The following is a 16,380-nucleotide window of genomic DNA, read 5'->3' as shown; positions in this document are numbered from 1 at the left end:
GCGGACCGGCGGGAATTTACCTGCCGGTCCATGTGCCTCACCGACGCCCGTTGCGGGCGCCGGCCTTACTCCCACTCGATGGTGCCCGGCGGCTTGCTCGTCACGTCGAGGACAACGCGGTTGACGCCGTCGACCTCGTTGGTGATCCGGTTGGAGATCCGGGCAAGCAGCTCATACGGCAGCCGCGACCAGTCCGCGGTCATCGCATCCTCGCTGGACACCGGACGGAGCACAATCGGGTGCCCATAGGTCCGGCCGTCGCCCTGGACACCGACGCTTCGTACGTCGGCGAGGAGAACGACCGGCATCTGCCAGACTTCGTTATCGAGGCCCGCGGCAGTGAGCTCGGCACGCGCGATGGCGTCAGCCTTTCGGAGCAGCTCAAGGCGCTCCTGGTTGACGGACCCCACGATGCGAATTCCAAGGCCCGGGCCCGGGAACGGCTGGCGTCCCACAATCTCCGCCGGGAGGCCGAGCTGCGCGCCGACGGCACGGACCTCGTCCTTGAAAAGAGTGCGCAGCGGCTCCACGAGCTCGAACTGCAGGTCTTCCGGGAGCCCGCCGACGTTGTGATGGCTCTTGATGTTGGCCGCTCCCTCACCGCCGCCGGATTCGACGACATCCGGATACAGCGTGCCCTGAACGAGGAATCGGATCTTCTCCCCGTGCGCCTCAGCGTCGGCGATGATGGCGCGCTCAGCCTCTTCGAATGCGCGAATGAATTCGCGTCCGATGATTTTGCGCTTGGTTTCCGGATCCTCCACACCCTCAAGGGCGTCGAGGAAGCGCTTCTGCTCGTTCGCAACGTAGAGGTTGACACCGGTGGCGGCGACGAAGTCGCGCTCCACCTGCTCTGCTTCACCTTCACGGAGCAGCCCGTGGTCAACGAAAACACAGGTCAGCTGGTCACCGACCGCGCGCTGAACCAGAGCCGCCGCAACAGCCGAGTCCACGCCACCGGAGAGTCCGCAGATCACCCGGGCATCGCCCACTTGCTGGCGGATTCGCTCGACCTGTTCCTCGACGATGTCGCCTGTGGTCCAGTTGGGATGAAGGCGCGCTCCTTTGAACAGGAAGTTTTCGAGCACCTGTTGACCGTGGGCGGAGTGCTTGACCTCAGGGTGCCACTGCACGCCGTACAGCTGCTTGCCTTCATGTGCGAATGCCGCGACCGGCGCTCCTGCCGTGCTGGCCAGAACCTCGAAGCCCGCGGGCGCTTCATGCACCGAATCACCGTGGCTCATCCAGGCGTTCTGGTGGTCAGGAGTCCCCTCGAGGATGGACCGCGCACCATTGGCGACTGTGACGTCGGTGGAACCGTATTCGCGCAGGCCGGTCTTCGCGACCGTACCGCCGAGCGCAGACGCCATGGCCTGGAAGCCGTAGCAAATACCGAGGACAGGCACACCGGCGTCAAACAGTTCAGGGTCCACGCGGGGAGCATCTTCTGCGTACACGCTGGACGGGCCCCCGGAGAGAATGATGGCCACAGGATTGCGTGCCAGCATCTCCTCAGTGCTGAGAGTGTGCGGGACGATCTCCGAGTAGACATCCGCTTCCCGAACGCGGCGCGCAATCAACTGGGCGTACTGCGCGCCGTAATCGACAACGAGTACGGGCGGATGTTCAGGAGCGGAAGCGGGGGTAGTCACGCGTCAACAATAGTGGTAGTGGGCGTAAGGCTGCACATCATCTTGTCAGTACCTCGTCTTTGCTTCGGGGTGGGCGGCGAGTTCTTCTTCGACACGGCGGTGGACGCGCTTCTCGACGATGAACGACAGCAGCGGGACCACGCCGCCGAGGGCAATGATGACGAACTGGGAGAACGGCCAGCGCATGAACTGCCAGAGCCTAAAATCGGCGATGAGGTACACCACGTACAGCCAGCCGTGGACGATGAGGACCGCCGTCGACAGGTTGAAGCCGCCCGCGCCGTCAACCTGGGCTTCCTCGACGAGTCCAAGGGCTCCGGCTGATCCTCCGGCGATGATCTCTGCCCCAAACCCGTACTTGGCCACCATCTCCACGACGACCAGCAGCAGCATGACGCCGGTGGCGTAGGCGAGTACTTTATAGAAGCTGAGCGCTGAGAGGATTTGCGCGTGGGTTCCTCCGAAACGGCGCTTGCCGGCCGGACTCTTCGCGGGTGCAGATTCGGTCACGTTCTTACCTCGTCGGTGGTGGGTTCGTTCTGGCTGGATTCGTTGGGAAAGGCGTCGTCGATGCCGCTGTGCCGGTCGAGTTCCTCTTCCAGCGTGCGCCGGTGATCGTCAGCGACAAGCCGCCACCACAGGAAGAAGGCGAAGCCTGCGAAGACGAACCACTCCACGGCGTAAAAGATGTTCAGCCAGTTGATCGGCGTCTCCTGCGGCTGCGGTCCGACACGGACGGCCTCTAGAGGCGCCTCCGGCTGGGCGGTGCTGCCGTTCAGGGCGGTTTCGAAAGACACCACGAAGCCGGAATACATGACGGGTACGTCCCACACATTGATGAGTTGCGCGACAGACAGTGTAGGAACCTGACCGGGAACAGGACGCTGGACCACCGGTGCCTCTGAAGGAAGTAACCGTCCCTCGACAATGCCCGCGCCGACGCTTTCCGGAACCTGGGAGGACGAGTCCGGATCGGGGATCCAGCCATGGACCACCGGAATCACGGCGGCCGGCTCTCCGGAACCGTCTACTTCGAACGCAGAGACCACCCACAAACCGTCGCGGTCTCCCTGCAACCTGGTCTGCACCAGCACCCGGGTGTCCGGCAGGAAAGTGCCTTCCATGCGGACCATCTGGTCTGCGATGCCGGCAGTCATGGGCACGCCGGGCTGGAAAACCTCGGTAAGGGGCCGGACGACCTCGGTGGTGCTCGGGGGCGGCGGAGCGGAGTCCTGCGACCGCGAAAACTGCCACTGGCTCAGCAGTACGAAAAGCGCGGCGATAGCCATGGCGAGGACCAGGGAGAGGATCCATCGCGGCTTGAGCGCGGTTTTCAACACTTCTTAACGGTACTCGCTGCCGTCCAAACGGAACGAATTGCGGCCCGCTAAGCGAGATGGGTATCACTTCCCAGAAGTGATTGGGAATTATCTATCACTTCGGAGGATTAGTCGCTACGATGGACTGTCGTGCGCTCATATCCCTACCCAGACCCGGGTCCCCCCAATCTCCGGTCACCCTCCCGCTATCTGGTGTGGCTTGCGTCCAGGCAGAAGGGCACGCTGGCCGGCGCCGTCGTACTGGAAACGCTCCTGATGGTGGCGCAGGCGGTGGTCCCCTTCGCATTGGGCCGCGCCATCGATCAGGGCATCATCGGGCGGAACTGGGACGCGTTGTTCCTGTGGGCGAGCATCCTGGTAGCGCTGACGATCGGCCAGGCCTTCGCCGGCATGCTCGCGCACCGCGCTGCAATCAGCAATTGGATGCAGGCCGCCTTCAAGTCGATCCGTCTCGTGGGGTACAAGATCACCCGCACCGGGGATGCGCTTCCGCAGCGGCTTTCCACCGGGGAGGTGGTGTCGACGGCGGCATCGGATGCGATGCGGCTCGGCGAAATCTTCTATGTAGCCGCCCGGCTCGCAGGAGCGCTCGTGTCCTGGCTTGTGGTTTGTGCGCTGATCGCTTTGAGCTCGGTGACGCTGGCCGTTGTTGTGCTCATCGGAGTTCCGGTGTGCTGCGCGCTGCTGCTCTTCGTGGTGCGGCCGCTGCAGGCACGGCAGCGCGAACAGCGCGAGGCCTCAGGAAAAATGACCGCCGTTGGTGCGGATACGGTTGCCGGTCTCCGCGTACTGCGAGGGATCGGAGGCGAACACATTTTTGTCGGCAGATACCGGACGCGGTCCGCAGAAACCCGCGACGCCGGCATCCGGGTTGCCGGCTCGCTGGCCACCCTCGAAGCCTCGCAGGTATTCATCGCCGGCGCCTTCAGTGTGGTGTTCACCTGGGTAGGTGCCACCCTGGTCCTGAACGGTGCGATTGAGCCGGGACAGTTGGTCGCATTGTTCGGCTACTCGATATTCCTGATGACGCCCATCAGGAGCGCAGCTGACGGGGTTTCGCACTCCATCCGCGCGCTTGTGGGCGCCCGGAAGATCATCACCGTGCTTTCGGTGGACGCGAACGTCACTGACGACGCCGCAGCCCCCGCTCCCTCCGGGCCCGCTCCCCTTGTAGACACCTCGAGCGATGTTGTGCTCACTCCGGGAAGGCTGACCGCGCTGGTTTCAGCCGACCCCGCGGCTTCGGCTGACCTTGCAGTGCGGCTGGGCCGTTTCGACGACGCCGTGTTGAGGGAAGCACTGGTCCGTTGGGGTGATGCAGGGCTGCACGAGATCCCCCTCGATGAGGTACGTCGCCGGATCGTCGTGAGCGAAGCGAACCCGCAACTGTTCACCGGAACCTTGCGCAGCCAACTCGATCCCCATGGGCGGCACAGCGAGGCGGAAATCCTCGCGGCCCTGGAGGCGGCAAGTGCGCTGGACATCCTTGACGGACTGGATGCAGGCCTGGACTCCATGGTCACGGAACGCGGTCGAGGCTTCTCCGGCGGACAGCGACAGCGCCTGGTCCTCGCTAGGGCGCTACTGACCGATGCCGAGACGCTCGTGCTGATCGAACCGACGAGCGCGGTCGATGCACACACCGAATCGCGGATCGCTGAGCGGCTGGGAGGGGCGCGCGGCGCCGGTGGCGCAACCACCGTCGTCGTCACTGCCAGCCCGTTGATGCTCGGAGCCATGGACCACGTTGTCTTCCTTGAGGATGGCCGCCGCCGAGCTGAAGGAACACATCAGGAGCTGATGTCCTCGAACCCCGCCTACCGGAATGTGGTGATCCGCAGTGAGTGACACCCAGGTATTGGAACCCATGGCCGATCAGGGCAGTGAGGCGTCCGACAAACTGCCGGTCGCCGACGCCCGTGAGGTGAAAGCTGAGTCCCTGCGCCTCATCCGTCAGCACCGCGGCGGGCTCGCCAAGGTTGTCCTCCTGTATGTCGGTTCGGCAGCCGCGGGACTGGTTGGGCCGTTCATCCTCGGCGAAGTGGTGGATGCCGTGGTTGCCGGAACCACCTCGGGATTCATCGCATCGATGTCGTTGCTGATGCTGGGTTTCCTGGTGATTCAGGCGCTCCTGCGCATGCTCGCAGTCCGTGCCGGCATGATTTTCGGAGAGAGGGTCTTCGCAGAACTGCGGGAGGACTTCATGGCGCAGGTCACCTCGCTGCCGCTGTCCACCGTGGAGAAGGCCGGCACCGGTGACCTTGTCTCGCGAACCACCAACGACGTCGACTCGGTCTCCCACACCGTCCGTTTCGGCGTTCCGCAGGTCGTGGTTTCGGTGGTGACCATCTTCATCACGCTGGCCGCCGCGATCCTGACTTCTCCCCTGCTGTCGCTCGCACTGTTGGTCGGCGTTCCACTGCTCTACCCGGCGACGAGGTGGTACCTCAAGCGCAGTTCCGCCGGCTACAAGGCCGAGCGGGAGAGCTATGCCGTTGTCAACGGGTCGATCACGGAAACGATCGAGGGCGCCCGGACGGTCGATGCGCTCGGTCTCGGAGCCCTGCGCCGGGACAGGATGAACGAGGCGCTTTCGGGCAGTTTCGCAGCGGAGCGATACACCCTGTGGCTGCGGTCGGTGCTCTTCCCTGCTGCGGACACGGCCTTCTGGCTTCCGGTGGCAGGTGTCCTTCTGTGGGGCAGCTGGCTGGCTACGAATGATGTGGTGAGTCCGGGTGCCGTGGCAACCGTGGCGCTGTTTGCGGTTCGCCTCATCGACCCGGTGGATCTGTTGATCATGTGGACGGATGAAATCCAGGTGGGTGCAGCGTCATTGGCGCGGATCATCGGCATCAAGAACGTGCCAGCAGACCGGACGGCCACCGGCGAGCAACCGGAATCAGAGGACATCACGGTCTCAGGCGCACGCTACGCCTACCGGCCCGGACACGACGTTCTGCACGGTGTTGACCTCACACTGCGGCGCGGCGAACGCCTCGCAATGGTGGGTCCGTCAGGAGCCGGTAAATCGACGCTGGGGCGGCTGATCGCCGGTATCCATCCGCCCACGGCAGGGTCCGTGACAGTGGGTGGAGTGCCGTTGGTGGATCGACCCCTGGATGCACTGCGCCGCGAGGTTGCGCTGGTCACCCAGGAGCACCACGTGTTCGTCGGCTCGCTGGCCGACAACATCCGGCTCGGGAAGGCCGACGCCTCAACACCCGAGATTGAAAAGGCCCTCGACGACGTCGGTGCCCTGTCCTGGGCGCGCGCCTTGCCCGAAGGGCTGGAGACGGAGGTGGGATCCGGTGCCTACGAGCTGACGCCGGCGCAGGCGCAGGAAGTTGCACTGGCACGGTTGGTCCTGGCGGACCCGCACACACTGGTACTTGATGAGGCAACGTCCTTGATTGACCCGCAGGCTGCCCGCGACCTCGAGCGATCGCTCAGCGCGGTGCTGGAAGGACGTACCGTCGTCGCCATTGCCCACCGTCTCCACACCGCTCACGACGCCGACCGCGTGGCTGTGGTGGAAAACGGCAACATTACGGAACTCGGTTCCCATGACGAGCTGTTGGCGCTCGGGGGATCGTATGCCGCTTTGTGGCGTTCCTGGCGAACTGAATAGCGCCATAGTTCCGGATTGATCAGTGGTCGAAGAACACCAGAGAGGAGTTGATGAGCTCACTGATCACTTCGGCGTCGTGCGCCCTGCGGAGCGATTCGCGGAAGTTCTCCTTGAACAGGGACCGCGCCAGCGTGGCGAGCACCTCCAGATGCTCCGAGAAGGACCCTGCCGGTGTGGCGATCAGGAGGATCAGGGTTGCCGGTCCGTCGATCGCTCCGAAATCAAGGCTGTGTCCGTAGCGGGTGACACCCACTGCGATCGAGGTCTGGTTCACGTAATCGCTTCTGGCGTGCGGCATGCCGATGCCGCCGGGCAGCCCCGTGGCCATCTGGTGCTCGCGCGAGTTGACCTGCGCGAGGAAGGCCTCAAGGTCTGAAATCCGCCCGCACGCATGCAAGCGGGCAGCCAACTGGGCAGCGGCGTCGGCCTTATCCTCCGCCACCATGTCGAGGATCACCATCTCCGGTGTGGTCAATTCGGCGTCATGCAGGTCGAGGGGTGTCACAACCGGCCTCTCACGGGAAATTCGGGAACTTTACGTCAGGACGGATGCGCCCGACGCCAGTGCCTGACCGGCGCGCCGATCCGGGTACTAGCTTAGCGGCACGATGTCCTCGACTCCCATGCGTGCGCTGTCGGCTGAGACGTCGTCGGGCTGCTGCTGGCTCAGCCTCTCGGCTTCGACCCGTGCGAGGTAGTGCTTAACCTCGCGGTCGATTTGCGCTTCACTCCAGTTCAGGTGGGGCGCCATGAGGTCGGCGACAACGGGGGCCGCTGATACGCCGCGGTCCCAGGATTCGATCGAGATGCGGGTTCGGCGGGTCAGAACATCGTCGACGTGGCGGGCGTCCTCATAGGTGGTCGCGAAGACCACCTCGGCGCCGAGATAGTCATCGGCTCCAGGCAGCGGCTCGGCGAGTGTCGGGTTCTCCCTGATGAGTGAGAGCACATGGTGAGCGTCAGTTCCGTACCGCTGCAGTAGATGCTCGACGCGCGCTACGTGGACACCGGCTTCTTCGGCCATCCGTGCCCGCTTGTTCCAGGCTGCCTTGTACCCCTCAGCCCCCAGCAGGGGAACTGTCTCGGTGCAACTGTCAGGGACCCGCTCGTCGAGGGCGCGCGATGCTTCATCCACTGCGTCCTTCGCCATGACCCGGTACGTGGTCCACTTGCCGCCGGCTACCACCACCAGGCCCGGCACCGGGTGCGCGACCACGTGTTCGCGGGAAAGCTTGGCAGTGGAGTCGTTCTCCCCTGCGAGGAGCGGACGCAGGCCGGCATAGACGCCTTCGACGTCCTCCCGCGTCAGCGGCCGCTTGAGCACCCGGTTGACATGTTCGAGGATGTAGTCGATGTCCGACGACGATGCTGCCGGATGCGCCTTGTCCAGGTCCCAGTCGGTGTCAGTGGTGCCGATGATCCAGTGCCGTCCCCAGGGGATGACGAACAGGACCGATTTCTCGGTGCGGAGGATGAGTCCGACGGTCGACTGAAAGCGATCCCGCGGCACCACGAGGTGGATGCCCTTGGACGCCCGGACCTTCAGTTGACCGCGGTCGGTGACCATGGCCTGTGTCTCGTCGGTCCAGACGCCCGTCGCATTGACTATCTGCTTGGCGCGGATGTCGAATTCCTCGCCGGTCTCCTGGTCCTTGACGCGTGCTCCGACCACGCGCTCGCCTTCCCGAAGGAAGTTTTCGACCGAGACCCGGTTCGCGGCCTTCGCTCCGTACGACGCGGCGGTGCGCATCATGTTGACCACGTAGCGTGCGTCGTCGACCTGAGCATCGTAGTAGCGGATGGAGCCGACCATAGCGTCATCCTTGAGGCTTGGCGCGGCCCGAAGCGTTCCCCTGCGGGTGAGGTGCTTGTGCATGGGGACACCGCGCGAGTTGCCGGACGTCATGCCCATGGTGTCGTAGAGGATGATGCCCGCCCCGACGTACGGACGCTCGATGAAACGCTTGGTCAACGGGTACAGGAAAGGCACGGGGCGGACCAGGTGCGGTGCGATTCGCTGGATCAGCAGCCCGCGTTCCTTCAGCGCCTCCTGAACCAGGGCGAAATCGAGCATTTCGAGGTAGCGTAACCCGCCATGGATCAGCTTTGAAGACCGAGAGGATGTGCCTGCTGCCCAGTCCCGGGCCTCGACAATCCCTACATCGAGGCCCCGCGTCACTGCATCGAGGGCGGAGCCGACGCCGACGACGCCGCCTCCCACGATCAGGATGTCCAGTTCCTTGCCGGGTTGGGTCGTGGACTTCAGCGCGGCGAGAGATTCTTCGCGCTGCTGCGGGCTGAGTGCACCTCTGGTCATGGCCGTTATCCACCTTCGTTGTTGCGGATTGGTTCCCCAACTTTAGGCAATTAGCCGTTCGAAAGGTAGGGCGACAGCACGACCTCCACCCGCTGGAACTCCTTGAGGTCTGAATACCCGGTGGTGGCCATTGCGCGGCGCAGCGCACCGATCATGTTCGACGAGCCGTCAGTGTGATGCGAGGGCCCCCACAGCACTTCCTTGAGCGGCCCGACGGTGCCGACGTTGACCCGATCGCCCCGGGGAAGTTCGCTGTGATGCGCTTCCTGCCCCCAATGCCAACCTTTTCCGGGGGCTTCCTCGGCCCGCGCCAATGCAGAGCCGAGCATGACGGCGTCCGCGCCAACTGCGATGGCCTTGATGATGTCGCCGCTTGCTCCCATTCCACCGTCTGCGATGACGTGGACGTACCGGCCGCCTGATTCGTCAAGGTAGTCGCGGCGGGCGGCTGCGACGTCGGAGATGGCCGAGGCAAGGGGCGAGTGGATGCCCAGGGCGCGCCGCGTCGTCGTCGTCGCTCCTCCGCCGAAGCCGACCAGCACGCCTGCTGCACCGGTGCGCATGAGGTGCAGCGCCGGTGTGTAACCGGCGGCCCCGCCGACGATCACCGGGACATCGAGTTCGTAGATGAACTGCTTGAGGTTGAGCGGTTCATCATTCTTGGAGACGTGTTCGGCGGACACTGTGGTGCCGCGGATGACGAAGATGTCGACCCCGGCAGCCAGGACCGTCTTGTAGAACTCCTGCGTACGCTGCGGGGTCAGGGACCCTGCGACCGTGACGCCGGCTTCGCGGATCTCGGCCAGGCGACTGGTGATCAGTTCGGCCTGGATGGGCGCCTCATACAATTCCTGCATGCGGCGGGTTGCAGAGGGACTGAAGCTTTCCGTGGAGAGCGAGGCGATCTCTTCCAGCACGGGCTCCGGATCCTCATAGCGGGTCCAGAGGCCCTCGAGGTTGAGTACGCCAAGGCCGCCGAGCTCGCCCATGGTGATGGCGGTGGACGGCGACATCACGGAGTCCATCGGAGCCGCGATGACCGGCATCTCGAACTGATAGGCATCGATCTGCCACTGCACCGTGACGTCCAGCGGGTCGCGGGTCCGGCGGGACGGGACCACTGCAATGTCATCGAGGGAATACGCCCTGCGTCCGCGCTTGCTTCGGCCGATCTCAATCTCGTAAGTCACCGGTCTAGGTTATCCCAGCGGGGAGACCTGCCCATCGCCGCGGATTGGCATTGGTGCTTACAGTCAGAACATGACAAGTGAGACGCTCGGCGCGAACCCGGAACAGTTGCGCAGCCTCGCCCAGTCCATGGGGAATTTCGGCCACACGATCACCTCCGCCGACCAAACCATCACGGCGGCACTGAACGGTGTCCCGTGGCAGGGCGGCGACGCGGATCGCTTCCGTTCGCAGTGGCATTCCAGCTTCCGGGTGCAACTGCATCAGGCTGCGGCGATGCTCGAAACGCAGTCCCGTGCACTGATGGGCCAGGCGGACGATCAGGAAGCGGCGAGTGACGAGGGCGGCGGTGCCGGCGGCTTTGACGGGACACGCGCGAGCGCGGACGGCGGCAGTACCGAAGGCTCCGGGAATGAGAATCTTCTCGACCTGTTCGGGAACGCGGTGGGCGATCTGGGCGCATGGCCGCCGTTCCAGATCGCGAACTGGGTCACCTCTGCCGGCGGCTTCTCCTCGGAGCGCCTCCTGAACGCGATGTACCGTGCCGGTCTGCTGACGGACGACTTCGGCACCGCGGCCGGCGTGGGATACCTGCGCGGAACCCAGACTCTCAACGCCTTGAACCTCGCGGGCAAGTTCGCCGGCGGACTGAGTATCCTGACCGGTCTGGGACAGGCCTATCAGGGCATCCAGTCGGGAGACGGCCATGTAGTCGCGGATGGCGCCATCACCACCATCCTCGCTGCGGGCAGCCTCACACCCACCCCCGCGGCTCCCTTCTTCGCAGCGGCCTCGCTTGTGTGGGCCGGTGCGCAGTTCCTGTCCGGGGACGTGCCGGTCACCGAAAGAATTACCGACTTTGCATCCGATGCGGGCGACGTCATCTCCGATGGCGCGGACGCCCTCGCGGAGGGAGCCGAAGATGCATGGAACTGGGCCTTCGGATAGTAGCGTCGTGAAGAGAACCCTGCCCAAACCCCATCGATCCCGGAGAGAGCATTGACCACCACGGATTCACTGCAGCTGACGGAACACGAGATCCTCGCCCTCCTGGCCTTCAATGAGGGCGAGTCGATCACGCTGAGTCGCGACATCTTCCGACTCACTCCCCAGGCGGACAACGAGCAGCTGACCAAAGCCGGCATGACGACGCTCCTGGTGCGGGGTTTGGCCCAGATGAACGGTGATGACCTCGTCGTTTCGGGACCAGCGGAATTCATTGCGGCCGTCATGGCTACCGCCGGCGAGTGGCTCGAGATCGCCCTGCTGACCCCCAACGGCAATCACGTGATGTTCGTCGTCGCCTCCGCGGGAGGTGTCTTCGTGGCGAACGTGAACGGAAACGGCACGCACGGATTCACCCCGCTGAAGAACGATCATCCTGTCCTGAAGTTCGGGGTCGACGCAGCAGCGCACTACCTGCGCAACTCAGGCCCTGGTTCGGAGGCGAACGGTCGCCCTCAACCCCGTCCGGTGGCCGCACAGATCAAGCACCATGGCCTGGGTGTCGAACCCAGGACAGCGAACCTGCTGGTCGATGAATCGGGCGCATGGCATCTGGCTACAGGTGAAGGTGACGAAGCCACCCAGCGCGAAGTCAGCAAGTCCGATGCGCTGAAACTGTTCGAGGAAGCACTGGATCTGGACCGCCCTACGGAAGGCTCGGCGTGAACCAGTATTCGCGTCCCCTTGAGTATTGGATGTCACCCCAACTCAGTTCCTCCGGGCAGGGCACCACAAGCATCCTGAGGCGCATGGCGCTCAATGATGCACAGAGCCGGGCAACCTGCCTCATGATGTACTTCTGGTGCGCATGGCTGGCTCTGATTGCAGTGATATCTGCCTTCGCCGCACCGTACGCTGTTCCCTACGCCGTTGCGGGTGCCCTGATCACCGGCGCCATTGCAGCGGTACTTAAGGCCCGTCGGCGGAGCAGGAAGGTCCCTTCGTCCGGCCACCCGGCGTCGTCGAGGGCTCCGCGTAGGATGAGTGGTGCCTGGACGGGAGTTGCTCTGGTGGCCCTCGGCTCGTGCGGGATCATGGTGGCGCTCGGACTCTCCGGGGAAGCGAGCCTCAGTCCGGGTTCCGTTGCCGGCGCCGTTATCGGCGTATTCTTCGTCATCGCATTCTTTGCCGGGACCCTCCTCATTCCCGCATGGCACATCGAGAATGCAACGCGTCTCTTCCGCACCCGGATCGAAAGTGAACCCGAGCTGAGGCAGTCGTTGGAGGAATTGGCCCTGACGCACGAAGGCCAGGGCGGCAGCCTGCAGTTCGGACCGCTGTAGGAGCACGTCAAGCGCTCCAGGGAAGACAAAAGCGCCGGTTCCGTGCAGGTTCGTGGAACTAATTCCACGATCCTGCACGGCACCGGCGCTTTTGCGTGCTCGGGGGCTACTTGGAGCCGTAGTTAGGTGCTTCCACCGTCATCTGGATGTCGTGCGGGTGTGACTCCTTCAGACCAGCCGAAGTGATCCGCACGAACTTGCCCTTGGCCTTCAGCTCAGGAATGGTGCGTGCGCCCGTGTAGAACATGGTCTGACGGAGGCCGCCAACCAACTGGTGCGCAACCGACGACAGCGGCCCGCGGTAGGCCACGCGGCCTTCGACGCCTTCGGGAATGAGCTTGTCATCGCCGATCACATCGCCCTGCGAGTAGCGGTCCTTGGAGTACGAGGTGTTCTTGCCGCGGGTCTGCATTGCACCCAGGGAGCCCATGCCGCGGTAGGTCTTGTACTGCTTGCCGTTGACGAAGATCAGCTCACCCGGTGCCTCGGCCGAACCCGCGAGGAGGGAGCCGAGCATCACGGTGTCAGCACCGGCGACCAGTGCCTTCCCGATGTCGCCCGAGTATTGGAGACCGCCGTCGGCGATCAGGGGTACACCGGCAGGAATGGCGGCCTTCGCCGACTCGTAAATGGCCGTGACCTGAGGAACGCCGACACCCGCCACAACACGGGTGGTGCAGATGGATCCGGGACCAACGCCCACCTTGATGCCGTCGGCACCGGCGTCGATCAGTGCCTGGGCGCCTTCGCGGGTGGCAGCCTGGCCGCCGATGATGTCGACATGCGCGGCGGACTTCTCTGCCTTCAGCCGGGCGATCATCTCCAGCACGCCGGCGCTGTGACCGTTGGCGGTGTCCACGAAGAGCGCATCCACACCGGCGTCGACCAGTGTCATGGCGCGCTCCCAACCGTCACCGAAGAAGCCGATGGCTGCTCCGACGCGGAGGCGGCCTTCGTCGTCCTTGGTTGACAGCGGATACTGCTCCGCCTTGGTGAAGTCCTTGACGGTGATGAGGCCCCGGAGGACGCCGTCGTCGTCGACCAGCGGCAGTTTCTCGATCTTGTTCTTGCCAAGGAGGCCGATAGCGTCCTCGCCACTGATGCCGACGTGGCCGGTAACCAGCGGCATCGGGGTCATCACTTCACGGACCAGACGGTGGGGGAATTCCGATTCGGACACGAAGCGGGTGTCGCGGTTGGTGACGATGCCGAGAAGCTTGCCCTGGCCGTCGACCACTGGGAGTCCGGACACGCGGTAGTGACCGCACAGGTCATCGAGCTCGCGGAGGGTTGCGTCGGGGCCGATGGTGACCGGGTTGGTGATCATGCCGGACTCGCTGCGCTTCACGCGGTCAACCTGCTCGGCCTGGTCGGCGATCGAAAGGTTGCGGTGGATGACACCGAGGCCACCCTGACGCGCCATTGCCACGGCCATGCGGGCTTCGGTCACCGTGTCCATGGCGGAGGACAGCAGCGGGGTCTGAACGATGATGCGCTTGGACACCCGAGAGCTGGTGTCGGCTTCCGACGGGATGACGTCGGTGTGGCCGGGCAGCAGAAGGACGTCGTCGTAGGTCAGGCCGACGAAGCCAAAGGGATCATGGGGAGTCGACTGTTCGCTCAACGCGGCGCCTCTTTCAGGGGGATGTGGAGGACGGGACCACCGGCTTCGATCCGCCGGTTGTGCGGGTTCTATCGTAACGAACGGACGGCGCTCCCTATTCCGGGCGATTCGACCACCGCGCTTTCATCAAGCCTGTGCCCGCCGGGCACAGCACGCAAAGTTGGTGATCCCGGGTGTCACCGGCTTTTCGGCGCCCTATCGAGTGATCAAATTCACTGACGCTGGCGTCGGTGATGAAGACAACGACGCCCCGGTCCGAGGGACCGGGGCGTCGCAGGGGCACAGTTGCAGTTGCAGCTAGTGGCTGTGGCCGTGACCGTGCTCTTCGTCGTCGGCCGGCTTCTCGACCACCAGTGTTTCGGTGGTGAGGACCAGCGCGGCGATTGACGCTGCGTTGCGCAGTGCGGAGCGGGTGACCTTGACCGGGTCAATGATGCCGGCGTCGACCAGGTTCTCGTACTCTCCGGAGACGGCATTGAAGCCGTGGCCGACCTCGAGCTGGCTGACCTTGTCGATGACAACGTAACCTTCGAAGCCCGCGTTCTCGGCGATCCAGCGCAGCGGCTGGACGAGAGCGCGGCGGACGAGACCGACGGCGGTTGCCGCATCGCCCTCAAGCTTGAGGACGTTCGGGTCCTCGTCGAGGACCTTCGACGCGTGGATCAGGGCAGAACCGCCGCCTGCCACGATGCCCTCTTCAAGGGCGGCGCGGGTTGAGGACACTGCGTCCTCGATGCGGTGCTTCTTTTCCTTGAGCTCAACCTCGGTGGCTGCTCCGACCTTGATGACGCCGACGCCGCCGGCCAGCTTCGCGAGACGCTCCTGGAGCTTCTCACGGTCCCAGTCAGAATCGGTGCGCTCAACCTCGGCGCGGATCTGCGAAACACGATCGGCAACATCCTGCTCGCTGCCGGCACCGTCAACGATGGTGGTGTTGTCCTTGGTAACGGTGATACGGCGTGCCGATCCCATCACCTCGAGGCCGACCTGGTCCAGCTTCAGCCCGAGATCCGGGGAAACAACCTGCGCACCGGTGAGGGTGGCGATGTCCTGGAGCATGGCCTTGCGGCGGTCACCGAAACCGGGAGCCTTGACCGCAACCACGTTCAGAGTGCCGCGGATCTTGTTGACCACGAGGGTGGACAGTGCTTCGCCTTCGATGTCTTCGGCGATGATGAACAGCGGCTTACCGGCCTGCAGCGCCTTCTCCAGCAACGGCAGGAATTCCTGCAGAGCGGAGATTTTGCCGGAGTTGATCAGGATCAGTGCGTCTTCGAGGACGGCTTCCTGACGCTCGGCGTCGGTGACGAAGTAGGGGCTCAGGAAGCCCTTGTCGAACTGCATACCTTCGGTGAGGACCAGCTCGGTCTGCGTGGTCGAGGATTCCTCGATCGTGATGACGCCGTCCTTGCCGACCTTCTCGAACGCTTCGGCGAGCAGGTCGCCGACTTCCTGGCTCTGGGCCGAGATGGCGGCAACGTTTGCGGTCTGCTTCCCGACGACCTCGCGGGCGTTCTCCAGCAGGCGCTCCGCAACAGCTTCGATGGAAACTTCAATGCCGCGCTTCAGCGCACCTGGTGCTGCACCGGCTGCAACGTTGCGCAGGCCTTCCTTGACCAGTGCCTGTGCGAGGACAGTGGCCGTCGTCGTACCGTCACCGGCGACGTCGTTGGTCTTGGTGGCAACTTCCTTGGCGAGCTGAGCGCCGAGGTTTTCGTACGGGTCGTCCAGCTCAACCTCACGGGCGATGGTCACGCCGTCGTTCGTGATGGTGGGGGCGCCCCACTTCTTGTCGAGGACGACGTTGCGTCCGCGGGGGCCGAGCGTCACCTTGACGGTGTCGGCCAGCTTGTCGACGCCGGCTTCCAGCGAGCGGCGAGCGGCGTCGTTAAACTCCAACTGCTTTGCCATTGTTTGTTACGTTCCTTTCAGGCGTGTGCAGGGATGTGTACTTACAGGAAAGAACCCCGGCCTGATTCGACCGGGGTTCTTCTGCACAACTACTTGACGACGATCGCCAGAACGTCGCGAGCGGAGAGAACCAGGAACTCCTGGCCGCCGTGCTTGACCTCGGTTCCGCCGTACTTGGAGTAGATGACGACGTCGCCTTCAGCAACGTCGACCGGAACGCGGTTGCCGTTGTCGTCAACGCGGCCGGGGCCTACTGCGACGACCTCGCCCTCCTGGGGCTTTTCCTTGGCGGTGTCCGGGATGACCAGACCGGAAGCGGTGGTCTGCTCGCCTTCCAGCGGGCGGACAACAATACGATCTTCAAGAGGCTTGATAGAGACCGACACTCGGACCTCTCCTTCACTTGGTTTGAATGAATCGGGGTATCGAGCA

General features: G+C 64.2%; 14 protein-coding genes. 5 read left to right on the top strand and 9 right to left on the bottom strand.

Annotated elements, in window-relative coordinates:
* Positions 1–65: 65 nt before the first annotated feature.
* The 3 genes from guaA to AC5RU3_RS02395 are packed head-to-tail and all read right to left on the bottom strand — an operon-like array spanning position 66 to position 2,992.
* Positions 66–1,652: a glutamine-hydrolyzing GMP synthase gene (gene guaA, locus AC5RU3_RS02405; protein WP_309071538.1), complete on the bottom strand. Its 1,587-nt coding sequence runs from the start codon at positions 1,650–1,652 to the stop codon at positions 66–68.
* 45 nt (positions 1,653–1,697) lie between these two features.
* Entirely contained in the window at positions 1,698–2,162 is a 465-nt protein-coding gene (locus AC5RU3_RS02400) for a DUF3817 domain-containing protein (protein WP_309071539.1), read from the bottom strand.
* Positions 2,159–2,992: an SURF1 family protein gene (locus AC5RU3_RS02395; protein WP_309071540.1), complete on the bottom strand. Its 834-nt coding sequence runs from the start codon at positions 2,990–2,992 to the stop codon at positions 2,159–2,161. The genes AC5RU3_RS02400 and AC5RU3_RS02395 overlap by 4 nt, the downstream gene beginning before the upstream one ends.
* Positions 2,993–3,121: 129 nt before the next feature.
* On the opposite strand from AC5RU3_RS02395, the gene AC5RU3_RS02390 reads away from it, so the two are divergent.
* Positions 3,122–4,840: an ABC transporter transmembrane domain-containing protein gene (locus tag AC5RU3_RS02390; protein ID WP_493964780.1), complete on the top strand. Its 1,719-nt coding sequence runs from the start codon at positions 3,122–3,124 to the stop codon at positions 4,838–4,840.
* A gap of 19 nt (positions 4,841–4,859) precedes the next feature.
* On the top strand, positions 4,860–6,620 hold the full coding sequence (locus AC5RU3_RS02385; protein ID WP_493965141.1) for an ABC transporter ATP-binding protein: 1,761 nt from the start codon (positions 4,860–4,862) through the stop codon (positions 6,618–6,620).
* 19 nt (positions 6,621–6,639) lie between these two features.
* Here AC5RU3_RS02385 and AC5RU3_RS02380 read toward each other — a convergent pair whose 3' ends face one another.
* The 3 genes from AC5RU3_RS02380 to AC5RU3_RS02370 all read right to left on the bottom strand — a co-directional run bounded on the left by AC5RU3_RS02380 (position 6,640) and on the right by AC5RU3_RS02370 (position 10,127).
* Positions 6,640–7,125 (bottom strand): PTS sugar transporter subunit IIA, encoded by a 486-nt coding sequence (locus tag AC5RU3_RS02380; RefSeq protein WP_309071542.1) that lies wholly within the window; start codon positions 7,123–7,125, stop codon positions 6,640–6,642.
* Between the two features lie 87 nt (positions 7,126–7,212).
* On the bottom strand, positions 7,213–8,937 hold the full coding sequence (locus AC5RU3_RS02375; protein ID WP_309071543.1) for a glycerol-3-phosphate dehydrogenase/oxidase: 1,725 nt from the start codon (positions 8,935–8,937) through the stop codon (positions 7,213–7,215).
* 50 nt (positions 8,938–8,987) lie between these two features.
* Positions 8,988–10,127, bottom strand: coding sequence for a GuaB3 family IMP dehydrogenase-related protein (locus tag AC5RU3_RS02370; protein WP_493964779.1), 1,140 nt, complete (start codon positions 10,125–10,127; stop codon positions 8,988–8,990).
* A gap of 70 nt (positions 10,128–10,197) precedes the next feature.
* Between AC5RU3_RS02370 and AC5RU3_RS02365 the strand changes: the two genes are divergently transcribed.
* From AC5RU3_RS02365 to AC5RU3_RS02355, 3 genes are all read left to right on the top strand, one after another.
* Positions 10,198–11,073, top strand: a complete 876-nt coding sequence (locus AC5RU3_RS02365) for a WXG100 family type VII secretion target (protein ID WP_309071545.1) — start codon at positions 10,198–10,200, stop codon at positions 11,071–11,073.
* A 51-nt stretch (positions 11,074–11,124) separates the two neighbouring features.
* Positions 11,125–11,796 (top strand): hypothetical protein, encoded by a 672-nt coding sequence (locus AC5RU3_RS02360; protein WP_493964778.1) that lies wholly within the window; start codon positions 11,125–11,127, stop codon positions 11,794–11,796.
* An 83-nt stretch (positions 11,797–11,879) separates the two neighbouring features.
* On the top strand, positions 11,880–12,413 hold the full coding sequence (locus AC5RU3_RS02355; RefSeq protein ID WP_493964777.1) for a hypothetical protein: 534 nt from the start codon (positions 11,880–11,882) through the stop codon (positions 12,411–12,413).
* A gap of 106 nt (positions 12,414–12,519) precedes the next feature.
* On the opposite strand, the gene guaB is transcribed toward AC5RU3_RS02355, so the two are convergent.
* The 3 genes from guaB to groES form a co-directional block, all read right to left on the bottom strand.
* Complete coding sequence (gene guaB / locus AC5RU3_RS02350; protein WP_309124278.1) at positions 12,520–14,037, bottom strand: IMP dehydrogenase; 1,518 nt, start codon at positions 14,035–14,037, stop codon at positions 12,520–12,522.
* A gap of 297 nt (positions 14,038–14,334) precedes the next feature.
* Positions 14,335–15,948 (bottom strand): chaperonin GroEL, encoded by a 1,614-nt coding sequence (gene groL, locus AC5RU3_RS02345; RefSeq protein WP_309071549.1) that lies wholly within the window; start codon positions 15,946–15,948, stop codon positions 14,335–14,337.
* Between the two features lie 89 nt (positions 15,949–16,037).
* Positions 16,038–16,334, bottom strand: a complete 297-nt coding sequence (gene groES, locus AC5RU3_RS02340) for a co-chaperone GroES (RefSeq protein WP_309071550.1) — start codon at positions 16,332–16,334, stop codon at positions 16,038–16,040.
* Positions 16,335–16,380: the final 46 nt, after the last annotated feature.

The organism is Arthrobacter sp. MDB1-55, from assembly GCF_059092925.1.
Note: the sequence above shows the minus strand (reverse complement) of the source record. Positions and strands in the feature narration are given on the sequence as shown.